This window comes from Ruegeria sp. BB7 (assembly GCF_056539365.1).
On record NZ_JBQFUV010000014.1, the window covers coordinates 25,401 to 37,123 of the forward strand.

General features: G+C 57.7%; 11 protein-coding genes. 5 read left to right on the forward strand and 6 right to left on the reverse strand.

Going from position 1 to position 11,723, the window contains the following annotated elements:
• Positions 1 to 21 precede the first annotated feature (21 nt).
• On the forward strand, positions 22 to 894 hold the full coding sequence (locus ACR0D7_RS16585; protein ID WP_480680016.1) for a LysR family transcriptional regulator: 873 nt from the start codon (positions 22 to 24) through the stop codon (positions 892 to 894).
• Here the strand turns inward: ACR0D7_RS16585 and ACR0D7_RS16590 are convergent.
• Positions 891 to 1,742, reverse strand: coding sequence for a LysR substrate-binding domain-containing protein (locus tag ACR0D7_RS16590; protein ID WP_170386967.1), 852 nt, complete (start codon positions 1,740 to 1,742; stop codon positions 891 to 893). The genes ACR0D7_RS16585 and ACR0D7_RS16590 overlap by 4 nt on opposite strands.
• A 103-nt stretch (positions 1,743 to 1,845) precedes the next feature.
• On the opposite strand from ACR0D7_RS16590, the gene ACR0D7_RS16595 reads away from it, so the two are divergent.
• Entirely contained in the window at positions 1,846 to 2,547 is a 702-nt protein-coding gene (locus ACR0D7_RS16595; protein ID WP_480680017.1) for an SDR family oxidoreductase, read from the forward strand.
• Between the two features lie 2 nt (positions 2,548 to 2,549).
• Here the strand turns inward: ACR0D7_RS16595 and ACR0D7_RS16600 are convergent, their stop codons facing one another.
• The 3 genes from ACR0D7_RS16600 to ACR0D7_RS16610 are packed head-to-tail and all read right to left on the reverse strand — an operon-like array spanning position 2,550 to position 7,084.
• Positions 2,550 to 3,821 (reverse strand): NAD(P)/FAD-dependent oxidoreductase, encoded by a 1,272-nt coding sequence (locus ACR0D7_RS16600; protein ID WP_480680018.1) that lies wholly within the window; start codon positions 3,819 to 3,821, stop codon positions 2,550 to 2,552.
• A 39-nt stretch (positions 3,822 to 3,860) separates the two neighbouring features.
• Positions 3,861 to 4,895, reverse strand: coding sequence for an ACP S-malonyltransferase (locus tag ACR0D7_RS16605; protein ID WP_480680019.1), 1,035 nt, complete (start codon positions 4,893 to 4,895; stop codon positions 3,861 to 3,863).
• Complete coding sequence (locus ACR0D7_RS16610) at positions 4,892 to 7,084, reverse strand: dehydrogenase E1 component subunit alpha/beta (protein ID WP_480680020.1); 2,193 nt, start codon at positions 7,082 to 7,084, stop codon at positions 4,892 to 4,894. The genes ACR0D7_RS16605 and ACR0D7_RS16610 overlap by 4 nt, the downstream gene beginning before the upstream one ends.
• A gap of 188 nt (positions 7,085 to 7,272) precedes the next feature.
• On the opposite strand from ACR0D7_RS16610, the gene ACR0D7_RS16615 reads away from it, so the two are divergent.
• Positions 7,273 to 8,154, forward strand: coding sequence for a LysR substrate-binding domain-containing protein (locus ACR0D7_RS16615; RefSeq protein ID WP_480680021.1), 882 nt, complete (start codon positions 7,273 to 7,275; stop codon positions 8,152 to 8,154).
• A 130-nt stretch (positions 8,155 to 8,284) separates the two neighbouring features.
• On the opposite strand, the gene ACR0D7_RS16620 is transcribed toward ACR0D7_RS16615, so the two are convergent.
• Both ACR0D7_RS16620 and ACR0D7_RS16625 read right to left on the reverse strand, forming a co-directional pair.
• On the reverse strand, positions 8,285 to 9,442 hold the full coding sequence (locus ACR0D7_RS16620) for an acyl-CoA dehydrogenase family protein (RefSeq protein ID WP_480680022.1): 1,158 nt from the start codon (positions 9,440 to 9,442) through the stop codon (positions 8,285 to 8,287).
• A 106-nt stretch (positions 9,443 to 9,548) separates the two neighbouring features.
• Positions 9,549 to 10,112 carry a TetR/AcrR family transcriptional regulator gene (locus ACR0D7_RS16625; protein ID WP_170386953.1) on the reverse strand — a complete coding sequence of 188 codons (564 nt, stop codon included), beginning with the start codon at positions 10,110 to 10,112 and terminating at the stop codon, positions 9,549 to 9,551.
• Positions 10,113 to 10,370: 258 nt separating this feature from the next.
• Here ACR0D7_RS16625 and ACR0D7_RS16630 point away from each other — a divergent pair, with 258 nt between their 5' ends.
• Both ACR0D7_RS16630 and ACR0D7_RS16635 read left to right on the forward strand, forming a co-directional pair.
• Positions 10,371 to 10,835: a nuclear transport factor 2 family protein gene (locus ACR0D7_RS16630; RefSeq protein WP_480680023.1), complete on the forward strand. Its 465-nt coding sequence runs from the start codon at positions 10,371 to 10,373 to the stop codon at positions 10,833 to 10,835.
• Positions 10,836 to 10,846: 11 nt separating this feature from the next.
• Entirely contained in the window at positions 10,847 to 11,467 is a 621-nt protein-coding gene (locus tag ACR0D7_RS16635) for a pyridoxamine 5'-phosphate oxidase family protein (RefSeq protein WP_480680024.1), read from the forward strand.
• The last annotated feature ends 256 nt before the right edge of the window (positions 11,468 to 11,723 follow it).

The window sequence follows — 11,723 nt, forward strand, 5'->3', positions numbered from 1 at the left end:
AGAAAAACTGATTTCACTGACATGGACGGCAAAGTCCTGCGCACCTTTCTGACGATCCTCGAGGAAAACTCGGTCTCAAAGGCCGCCGACCGGCTGGGCGTGACCCAATCGGCGATCAGCCACACCCTTGCCAAGCTACGACAGGTGCTGGGTGACCCGTTGTTTGTGCGTTCGGGCCAGGGGCTAACACCGACCGAGCGCGCCTTGTCGCTAAAAGAACCGGTCCAGCGCGTTTTGGACGGGATGCGAGCGCTGACCGATGACCGCCCGTTTGACCCGCAAGCCGAAGAGATCAGCGTCCAGATCGCTACCAACGACATGCCGCGTGAATTGATCTTTCCACCGTTGCTGCATGCGCTGCGGAGCGAAGGCGTGCGATTGCGGCTGGGCTTTATTCCATCAGGTGTCCCAGACCCTGATCTGTTGCGCAGCGATCGGTGCCAGCTGATGCTGACCCCACTGCCACCGGACGGGCCGGACATCTTCCAGAAACGTATACTGGTCAGTCCGCTGATGATTTTTTACGACGCCGACCAGCGCAAGCCGCCGGACAGTTGGCAGAGCTATTGCCAGACCGAACATGTCGAGGTGCGTTTCACCGACGGGCGCAGCTCTCGTGCAGTGATGCGAGGGGTGGATCAGAACCAGATCCGGCCACCCACCGTCACCCTGCCGCATTTCAACGCCATCCCGTCCTTTGTGAAAGGAAGCGACTTGATCTCAACCGATACGGCGCTGATGAAACAAGGTCCGCTGGCGGCCCTGGATTGCACACCACTGCCATTCGAGTGTGAGCCGGTCTCAATCTACATGGTCTGGCATCAGCGTTCAGCAAACGACCCGGCCCATCGCTGGTTGCGCGAACGGATCGAAGGCATTGCTGCTACGCTTTAGACTTGAGACAGCAGCCAATCCCTCATCAGAGTTACAAGTTGCGGCTGGCGTGGAGGTTTCGGCATGACAACATAAAACCCGAGATCTTCGACCAAAACGTCGGAAAGCGGCTGAACCAATTTGCCTGACGCAAGTTCGGACGAAACCAAAGGCGCATTGGCCAAAGCAATCCCCTGCCCCGACACTGCGGCATCAATGGCAAGGCTGGTCTGGCTGAAGTTCATCATTCTCGGCTTGCCGGTGACACCCAAGCGTTCAAGGAATAACGGCCACAACCCGTGAGTATCGTTCAGAAGGGTTTGGCCAGACAGATCCGAAGGTCGTGAGATGCAGTGCGCAGTCCGCGGACAGCACACAAGAATAAATTCAGTTGAAAATAGAGGCTCTGCCACAAGGTTTGCGCCAAATGGCGCCCGCCCCTGCCGCACCGCAATATCCACACCGTCGCCTTCGAAATCCGCAAGACGCTCGCGCGCGTCCACCTGAACAGAGATGTCGGGATGCTGGGAGGTGAAATCATTCAAACGCGGAACCAACCATTTTGACGCAAAACTTGGTGTGACCGAAATCGTTATTTGTAGGTCGTCCGACAGGTCATCGACCGCCTCTTCAATCAGGCGGAATGCCCGGCGCAACGGCGTGTGAAATCGCCTGCCGGCCTCGGTCAGCGCAAGGCCTCGCGGCAGTCGGTCGAACAGTTTCTTGGCCAATCGCGCTTCGAGTCCGCGCACCTGTTGGGCGACGGCGCCTTGTGTCACGCCCAATTCTTCGGCTGCCAACCGGAAGTTCAGATGCCGAGCGGCAGCTTCAAAAGCCCGGAGGGCGTTTAAAGGGGGCAATGCAGCCATAGGTTTATCCTGCAGATTTTCTACAACATAGAAACAGAAGAACTGATTAGTCAAACTCACCTGGCAAGCGCATCTTTTAGGGAGAGCAAAACGGAGATATCACATGACTAAAGTAGCGCTTATAACGGCGGGCGGCAGTGGCATGGGCGCAGATTCCGCCCGACGCCTAGCTGCTGACGGGTTCAAAGTTGGCATTCTTTCGTCCTCGGGCAAGGGCCAGACATTGGCACAAGAATTGGGCGGCGTCGGCGTAACCGGCTCAAACCAGTCGACCGACGATCTGCAGAAACTGGTCGATGTGGCACTGGACCATTGGGGGCGCATTGATGTGCTGGTCAATTCGGCTGGGCATGGCCCTCGCGCACCTGTGCTGGAACTGACGGACGAAGACTGGCACACAGGCATGGATGTCTATTTTATGAATGTCGTGCGCCCCACTCGCCTAGTCACGCCGATCATGCAAGCGCAGGGCGGCGGGTCGATTATCAACATCTCAACCTTTGCCGCGTTTGAGCCTGACCCGGTCTTTCCGACCTCGGGCGTGTTTCGCGCCGGGCTGGCGGCGTTCACCAAACTGTTCTCGGACCAGTATGCAGCCGACAACATCCGCATGAACAACGTCCTGCCCGGTTTCATCGACAGCCTACCCGAAAAAGAAGAATTCCGCGCACGCATCCCTATGGGCCGCTATGGACGCAGCTATGATGAGATCGCCTCGGTCGTCGCCATGCTGGCATCTGACGGCGGCGGATATATCACCGGCCAGAATATCCGGGTCGATGGCGGCATCACCCGGTCTGTCTGAGGTCAGAACCGCGCCTTGATAAGGTGCGTCAGCGCCGCGCCGGTTTCGAAATAGGCGCGGCGCAGGCTGGTCCAGCTCTCGTGATGCTCAGGCACTGCAGGCACCGGCAGCAGCGAGGGTTCATCCTGCAACAGACTCTCGGCCATCAGACGGCCAAAAACGGTACCCGGCCCAATACCCCGGCCTGAAAACCCATGCGCTGACAAAGCATTGGGGCCGATCTGCGTGATCTTTGGAAGGTGATCCGAAGTCATGGCAATCCGCCCGTGCCATCCGTCGCTCAGCGACTGACCGGCAAGCTGCGGAAACAGCTCGGTAAGTTTGCGCCTAATCCAAGCAGTGTGAGCAACGCGGCCTGCCTGCGCAAGATCACCCATTGCGCCGATGACAAGCCGCCCCTCGGCATCCACGCGGAATGAGGTCATGATCAGCCCGGTATCCCAGCACCCCTCACCACCCGGTAGAATAGTTGCACGCAACTTGTCTGACAGCGGAGCGGTTGAAAACTGAAAGTAATAAACCGGCACATAAGCCGGAGCCGAAGCCAGAAGACCCTGATGGTAGGCGTTGGTGGCTTGTATCACCGACTTCGCGCGCACCTCGCCCTGACACGTTTCCAATGCCCATACGCCATTGGCGTGCTGCATTTTTTCAACGGGGCAATGAGAGACAATTCTCGCCCCGGCCTCAGCAGCGGCCCGGGCCAGACCACGGACATAGCTCAACGGCTGGATCGTCCCCGCTCGCGGATCGAATAGAGCACCGTGGAACGCCGCACTTCCAGTACGGCGCGCGGCCTGTTCGCCCGATAACAATTTAACCGGTGCCCCCGTGCCGGCCAACTGTTCGTGACGCACCTGCAAGTCGCGCAATCCCGACGCAGAATGCGCGCAATGCAATGTCCCGTTGCGCACTGGATCACAGTCGATACCGTGCCGCTCGATCAAATCGAACACATCTGCAGGCGCCTCTGCCAAAAGAGAGATCAGCCGGTCCCCCGCGTCTTGACCCAGACAGGCGCGGATTTCGTCGGGCGGCACCCAAAGCCCTGCATTCGCCAGCCCGACATTGCGGCCTGACCCTCCATGCCCGATCTCTTGCGCCTCGAGCAGGCAAACAGACGCCCCGGCTCGCGCCGCAGTCAACGCAGCGGAACACCCAGTATAGCCGCCGCCAATCACCGCAAGATCAACGGTTGCCCCCTCGGTCAAAGGGCGAGTCTCGGCCTTTTCGCGACATGTTTTTAGCCAAAGGGTCTTGTTGTGGTCGCTCAATGGGGGCTCCTTGCAACTTCGCGGATCATCTGGTTTGGGTCAGCCAGTTGCAAGCGCCCTTTGATCATCGCGACCCATGGCAATCAGGAAGGGCTCGGTCTCTTGCCGCGCTTGAAACGCCGCCTTATCCCCCATGCCTTTCCAATCCGCCAGAACAAGTGATTGTGCCACAGCACCGCCCAAGGTCGCGCCCGGGCCGGTAACGATGAACAGATCGGGCGCGAATTCTCGAGCGGCGATCTGGACGGCGCGGGTAAAGTCGTAAGCCTCGGTCACCTGATGGCCCAGCGTGTAATCCCACAACGCTTGTGTATCCGTCGCCCCCGGCCACCAGATTTTACCGCGCCCGTCAATCAGGGGACACTCTGGCTGGCCAAACAAGTCTGGCCTCAGCCTCGCTTGCCCTTTTGCAGCGACCGGGGCCTGCAAGGCGGTGTGAAACGCCGCGTGGTTTGCCAGCCGCATCGGAAACCGATCTTGAACAACGGGTTGAGAGGCTTCAAACGCCGCCAACCCTGGCTCATTCCCGGCAAGGACCAGCATTCCACCCAAATCAATGGACAGCGCCAGATCACAACCGTCCATCCCGTTGATGTGCGCAACGTCGGCCAGAAGGTCAGCTTTGCGCATGGCGTCATTATTCCAGTTGTCATCGACAAACGGGTAAACCAGCTGACCGCCAATAAGCTGCTCCTGCATCAACGTGCCCATTGTGTTCACCACGCGAAACCCGTTTTGCGGGGACAACGCACCGCCAGCGGCCAGGGCAATGTACCAGCCCATCGAGTTCCCCGTGACGGCAACCACCTCAATATCTTCGGCCAAAGCCTGTGCATCGGCCAGCGCCGCTGCATAGATCAACGGTGAGGCGACATCGCCACGCGAATACTTGCTCATCGTATACCGGCTCGCGCTGTCCAGCGCGGTCACGGCCTCTTGCCCCATCTCGGCACGGATCGAGTCGAAGCTGCGAAAAAGATCCATCCCCTGCCCGTGATGTCGATGCAGATACCCCAACTCGGGCTTATTGTAAGTGCCCCGGCCGGGGCAGATCAGAACGGCTGTGCGGGTCATGAACGACCTCCGGTCAGCTTCAACGCGGCCGCAACTATTTCGTCCTTGGACGGCAGCGGCGCGGCATAGGCCGGGCCGGTGGCGATAAAGCTGTCCTCGGCCACGACGCGCGCTGTTGGGGTTGAGGGGATTTCTTCAGCAAAGAACGTCATCAGGGCCTCGGACTGGCTGCCTGTGCGGCGGCATTCATCCACGACCAGAACATGCGCGCAGGGTTTGGTCGCCTCGCGCAGGGCATCGACTGGCAGAGGCGCCAGCCAGCGCATGTCGATGATACGGGTTTTCACGCCTGCGGCTGCCAACTCGGACAGCGCCTGTTGCGACAGATAATGACCATTTCCATAAGTGACGATGGCCAGATCGGTGCCATCTCCGTCTATTCCGATCTCGCCCAGCGCGATGCGCTGATCGGGTGAAGGGTAAGTTGTCATCCACCCACCGTCCTGCGCCTCATGCAAGTCTCGCATAGGATAAAGCGCGATGGGTTCCAGAAACACCACCACCCGCAGCTCTTCACGCGCGAGGCGCACACATTCGCGCATCATCTGCGCGGCATCCGACCCGGTCGACGGGCAAGCTATGATCACGCCCGGAATATCCCGAAGCACGGCCAGAGAATTGTCGTTGTGGAAGTGACCGCCAAACCCTTTCTGGTACCCCAATCCCGCAATCCGCAACACCATAGGGTTCGAGAATTGCCCGTTCGAGAAAAACGGGAGGGTTGCGGCCTCACCCCTGATCTGATCTTCGGCATTGTGCAGATAGGCAAGGAACTGAATCTCGGGGATCGGAATGAAACCGTTATGGCCCATGCCAATCGCCAAGCCCAAAATCGACTGCTCGTCCAGCAGGGTGTCGATTACCCGGTCGGGACCAAAGCGCTGCTGGAGCTTCTGAGTCACGCCATAAACGCCACCCTTGCGGCCCACATCTTCGCCCATGCAGACGATCTCAGCATGTTCCAGCATCAGATCGGTCAGCGCCCAGTTGATCAAACGGCTCATGGGCTGGGGCTCACCCATCGCGCGCATATCGCCACCGAATGCCTCTGCACGTGCCTCGGCACCGGGGCCGTTGGTGGGTTTACAGCTGCGTTTCGGCGGGATCAGGCTCGCCATCACTTCGGATGCGTTGGTCAAGTGGGCGCGCGTTGTCGCCTCAGCCGCAACGCGATCCGTACGGGCGCAGGTGTCGGTGTAGATTTTCAACGCCTGTTCCGGGGTCAGCGCACCCGCATGGTCCAGCAATCGCACTGTATGCAGCAGGGGATCGTTGGCCTCATCTGCCTCGACCTCGGCTTTCGGCAGATAGGTGGTCGGAACATCCGCTCCTGCATGACCGTATAGGCGCACTGTCTTCAAATGTAGGAAAGCAGGTTTGCGACGGTTCCTCACATAATCGGCTGCTTCCTGTGCAACCGCATAAGTCTCGTAGATATCCAGCCCATTGGCTTGGAAATACTTGATACCCGGCCGATGTTCCATCGACATCTGTATCCAGCCCGTTGGCGTTTTAACCGATATGCCGATCCCGTTATCCTCACACACGAACAACAGCGGCAGTGGCGTCGACTGCACACTGGTCCACCCGGCGGTATTGATCGCCCCCTGCGCCGTGGAATGGTTGGCGGAAGCGTCCCCAAAAGAGCAGACCGCAATCCCGTCCTCGGGCAATTCGCGATGCTCGGGCTCATGTCTCCTTGCCGCGCCCAAGCTGTAGGCAGCGCCGACTGCTTTGGGCAGGTGGCTGGCAATTGTCGAGGTTTGCGGAGGGATCATCAGCGCTTTGGAGCCGAGCACCTTGTGACGACCACCGGAAGTCGGGTCTTCTTTCGAACAGGCAAAGCTCAGTAGCATGTCCCAGGCAATCTGCTGACCAGGCACCTGCTCGGCCCGGGCGATCTGAAACGCCGCGTCTCGGTAATGCAAGAATGCAATATCGGTTGGCCGCAACGCATGGGCAACCGCAGCCATACCTTCATGCCCAGAGGACCCGATCGTATAGAACCCTTGCCCGGCTTTCTGCATCGCGCGGCTTGTGCGGTCCAGCGCCCGGCTCAGAACCTGAGATCTGAACAGTGATACCGCATCGCTGTTGGTCAAACCCAAGCGCGGTGCTGCACCATCGGGAAAATCGCGCCGAGCCACGCGGGTCAGGAAATTTTCGTGAACGATCTGAGCGCGATCCATGGCCTGTTCCCTGATCCTTTCCAATTACATACCAGCGTAAACGCAAACCCGGTACGCCCCTTTTTTGCAGGCTTTAGCAAGCAGAGGCAAAACAAAGCTGCGCCCATCTTTAAAACCTAGATTTGTATCGGACTGGCGCCCGGTAAAAGCCAGTGATATTCCATTCGAAAGGTATGAGGATTAGTCATATGATTGCCCCGCGTCGGTTTTTGCCTTCGATCCCCTCATTGCTGGCACTTGAGGCGGTCGATCGCCTTGGCAGCGCCTCAGCCGCTGCGGAAGAGCTTTCGCTGACACAAAGTGCGATCAGTCGACAGCTCAAGGCGATGGAACAGCAATTGGGCGTCGACCTGATCCAACGCAGCCAGATGCGGCTGCACCTGACCCCTGCGGGACAGGAATACGTTCAGGTCGCCCGCACTGCGTTGAACCAACTGGCGCAGGCGTCGCTGAAGCTCAAGGCAAACCCGACGGGCGGTTCGCTGAACCTGTCCATCCTGCCCGCCTTTGGCATGCACTGGCTGGCCCCACGCCTGCAGGATTTCGCCCGCCGCCATCCGGAAGTTACCGTAAACCTGAACACGCGCTTACGCCCGTTCGATTTCGAAACCAATCATTTCGACGCCGCGATTCATTTCGGTCAACGGGATTGGGCGGGGGTTAACTATCTCTCACTCATGCGCGAAGATGTCCTGCCTGTGTGCGCGCCAGGTCTATTGCCCGACAACACAGATGATATCGGCTGGCTGACACAGGCTCCTTTGTTGCACCTCGAAACACGGCCTGACGCCTGGGAGAAATGGTTCGCTGCACAGGGCCGCGAGGTCACCGGGATTCGCGGCATGCTGTTTGACCAGTTTTCGACAATGGGCCAAGCGACCATTCACGGCTTAGGCGTTGCATTGCTACCCAGCTACCTGATTGAAGAAGACCTTAAGGCCGGGCGGTTGGTTCTGGCCTGGCAAGGTCCCGGGGTAAGCCTTGGACAATTCTTTCTTGTATGGCCACAATCCCGAGCGGAATCGGAACCGCTCAAATCATTCCGGGCATGGCTGAAAGAGCAGATATAACCAGCACACGTCATAATTTCCCAGAAAGTACCTGCGCGGCCTTTGGCCTTGCGTCCTGCGGACGGCAGGGGCCAGGCAGAAGATGTTTCGCAGGAAACATTGACGACGGTCGGAAGAGGCTCTGGTCTGGCTATTTATCCAAGGAACGAGCGATGAGTTCCTTCATGATCTCATTGGTACCGCCATAGATCATCTGTACGCGCGCATCGGCGTAGAGGCGGGCAATTGGGTACTCCATCATGTACCCATAGCCACCAAACAGTTGCAGGCACTCATGCATGATCTCATTCTGCACTTCCGAGCCCCAGTATTTCACCATCGAGGCTGTCGCCGCATCCAGCATTCCCGCCTCAAGCCGCGCTATGCAGTCATTGACGAAGCTGCGCAGAACCTCGGCCTTGGTCTTGCATTCTGCCAGCTTGAACCGCGTATTCTGAAAATCCATTACACGTTGACCGAACGCTTTACGTTCCTGCGTGTATCTCACCGTTTCGGCAATGGCGAAGTCGATCGCGCCCAGCGCCCCAATGCCGATGGTCAGTCGCTCCCACGGTAGCTGGCTCATCATCTGATAAAACCCCTGCCCCTCATCCGTGCCCAGAAGATTGGTCATCGGCACCTTGACGTCCTCAAAAAACAGCTCGGCCGTGTCATTGGCCTTCATCCCCAGCTTTTTGAGGTTGCGCCCTTTTCGAAAGCCCTCAGCGCCCTCGGTTTCGACGGCAACCAGAGAGATCCCCTTGGACCCTAGGGTTTTGTCTGTTTTGCACGCCACCAGGATCAGATCTGCCGACTGCCCATTGGTGATGAATATCTTGGAGCCGTTCAGCCGGTAGGAATTCCCGTCCTTTTCCGCGACCGTGCGAATGGCTTGCACGTCCGACCCGGTTCCAGGCTCGGTCATCGCCAGCGCGCCAACCATCTCACCCGACGCCAGTTTTGGTAGCCATCTCTGCTTTTGGTCTTCGCTGCCATAGGCGTTGATGTAGTGAACCACGATGGATTGAATGGCATAGCCCCAGCCCGAATCTCCGTGCGAACACTGCGCGTACATCGTGACCGCATCGAAACCGATCCCGCCCCCTACACCACCATAGGCTTCAGGTATCGCACCGGCCATCAGCCCAATCTCGCCAGCCTTGCGCCACATGCCGCGATCCACGACGCCGTTCTCGTTCCAGCGGTCGATATTGGGGACCAATTCATCTTCCATGAATCGGTTTGCCATTTCCGCGAACATCTGGTGCTCGTCCGTCACCCAGCTCGCAGTCGAGGTAAACAACGACATACAAAACCCTTCCCTTATGTCTTGCCAATCAGGCTAGCGCGGGAGGTTTCGCTTTCCAATCTGTCAACAGGCTTGCAACGCAACGTCTTTTTTGCCCAAAACCTGATCAGGCCAGCGCAGCATCCAATAGAAGCTGAGCAGCAGCCTTGGCTTCTCGGGCGGGCTCACAGGATTTCAGAAACACCGCCGTCACGATCGCACCTTCCTGCAATAGCAGGATCTGACAAGCCAGATTTCCGGGGTCACGCGCACCAGCCCGGCGGGCAAGATCGGCAAAGTGATCCAGCATGATCTGCTTATGCTCAGCCGATTGCTTATGAATCGGGTGATCCTTTTCCTGAAACTCCGCGCCAGCCTTGATGAACATGCAACCGCGATATTCTTCCTGCTGGAACCATTCGCCCAGAGCATCAAAGCTGGCGAGCAATTGCCCGGCTGGTGTATCTGACATCTCGCTGATGCGATGCAAAAAGTCTTCGCGAAAGCTTTCGTCACGCAATTTTAGAGCTGCGAGGATCAGGTCCTCTTTGGTGCGGAAGTGCTTGTACATTGAGGTTTTCGAGACACCCGTTTCGGCCACCAGCTTGTCCATACCGGTCGCATGAAACCCATCGCGATAAAAAACCTGCAGGGCATTGCGGACCAGCTCATCTCGTTTGTTTGGGCGCATGTCTTGGTTCCTAGGTGTACAGATCAGTACATAATGCTCAATGCGCCATACGACAACCGCAATGAGACCCCGGGTCAGATTTCAAAATAAGACTTGCAAAAGTTTACCGATCGGTACACATTGAGAACAAGATGTACCGATCAGTCAACCCTGGAGCCTTCAGATGAGACGCCATACCAGCCTTTTCTCTCCTCAATACGTCCCCGTTTTGTTGGCCTTCGCAATGATCGCCGCCGCGCTGACATGAAAGACCACGACATGAACCGCCCCCCTCTGCCCCCGTTCACGCGAGACACTGCGATTCAGAAAGTGCGCATGGCGGAAAATGCGTGGAACAGCCGCGATGCGGATGTTGTGACCCCGGCCTATACAGATGATAGCCAATGGCGAAACCGAGCTGAATTCCTGAGCGGTCATACGGATATCCACGCCTTCCTGACACGCAAGTGGAACAAGGAACTGGATTACCGGCTGATCAAGGAATTATGGGCCCATTCCGGCAACCGAATTGCGGTACGGTACGCCTATGAATGGCGCGATGACAGCGGGCAGTGGTTCCGGTCTTATGGCAATGAAAACTGGGAATTTGCCGAAGATGGTCGAATGGCCAAACGCCATGCCTCGCTGAATGATCTGCCCATTTCCGAAGAGGAACGCCTGTTCCGCTGGCCGCAAGGCCCTCGCCCGGACAGTCACCCGGGCCTGTCTGAACTTGGGCTCTGAAAGGACCTGATATGCCGCGCGCCTTTTCCGAACTGACCTTTACCCCCGCTGTCCGGGCACATCAGGAAAGGATGGGTTCGGCAAAAACTTACGCGAAGTTCATTGAGGATGGCCCGCAACAAGGCCATCAGATTGGTCCGGCGGAAAAGGCATTTATCGAGGCGTGCGATGGATTTTATCAGTCAACCGTTTCGGAAACAGGCTGGCCCTATGTTCAGTATCGCGGCGGACCAGTGGGGTTCCTGAATGTTCTTGGCCCGCAGATCATTGGCTATGCCGATTTCACGGGCAACAAACAGTATATTTCGCGCGGAAATCTGGATGGCAACGACAGGATTTCTCTGATCCTGATGGATTACGCCAACCAGCGGCGGCTCAAGATACTAGGACGTGTCGAGTTTACCGAAGGTGAGGCCGCTGCAGCCAGCCTTTATCCCAGCAGTGCCGAAGCCCCTGCCGAGCGTGCCGTCATCATTCAAGTGGAAGCACTGGACTGGAACTGCCCGCGCCACATTACCCCTCGGTTTACCGAAGCTGAACTGCGCCCGCATCTGAACGCACTGGGTCAGCAATTGGCGCAGCTTCAGGCTGAAAACGAAAAATTAAAGCAGGAACTGACAAAACACACCTGATCCTGCTGAGCGGGACAACCAGTCCCATCAGAACTGAGAAGGCCCACCGATGCTGCGATCTACATTAAATATTGCTGGCCTATGCCTGATCGGGGCTGCACTTTTGATCTTGGCCCTTTTAGTGGCGTTCTTTGCGTCGCCGCAATCTGTGCGCTCGTCTCCGCCTGCTACGCATGACTCACTTTTGTTGAAGCAGCTATCGAACAATTGACATTCAAGGGAATATTTCCAGAAAACCCACCATTCCCCTTGACCT

Coding starts and splice junctions, on each gene's coding strand:
- ACR0D7_RS16620 (WP_480680022.1), bottom strand. CDS start 9,442: ATGTCGTTGTTTACCTCGACTGCGAGCTGGGTGACGGACGAGCACCAG.
- ACR0D7_RS16625 (WP_170386953.1), bottom strand. CDS start 10,112: ATGCGCCCAAACAAACGAGATGAGCTGGTCCGCAATGCCCTGCAGGTT.
- ACR0D7_RS16610 (WP_480680020.1), bottom strand. CDS start 7,084: ATGGATCGCGCTCAGATCGTTCACGAAAATTTCCTGACCCGCGTGGCT.
- ACR0D7_RS16635 (WP_480680024.1), top strand. CDS start 10,847: ATGCCGCGCGCCTTTTCCGAACTGACCTTTACCCCCGCTGTCCGGGCA.
- ACR0D7_RS16590 (WP_170386967.1), bottom strand. CDS start 1,742: ATGGCTGCATTGCCCCCTTTAAACGCCCTCCGGGCTTTTGAAGCTGCC.
- ACR0D7_RS16595 (WP_480680017.1), top strand. CDS start 1,846: ATGACTAAAGTAGCGCTTATAACGGCGGGCGGCAGTGGCATGGGCGCA.
- ACR0D7_RS16605 (WP_480680019.1), bottom strand. CDS start 4,895: ATGACCCGCACAGCCGTTCTGATCTGCCCCGGCCGGGGCACTTACAAT.
- ACR0D7_RS16630 (WP_480680023.1), top strand. CDS start 10,371: ATGAACCGCCCCCCTCTGCCCCCGTTCACGCGAGACACTGCGATTCAG.
- ACR0D7_RS16615 (WP_480680021.1), top strand. CDS start 7,273: ATGATTGCCCCGCGTCGGTTTTTGCCTTCGATCCCCTCATTGCTGGCA.
- ACR0D7_RS16585 (WP_480680016.1), top strand. CDS start 22: ATGGACGGCAAAGTCCTGCGCACCTTTCTGACGATCCTCGAGGAAAAC.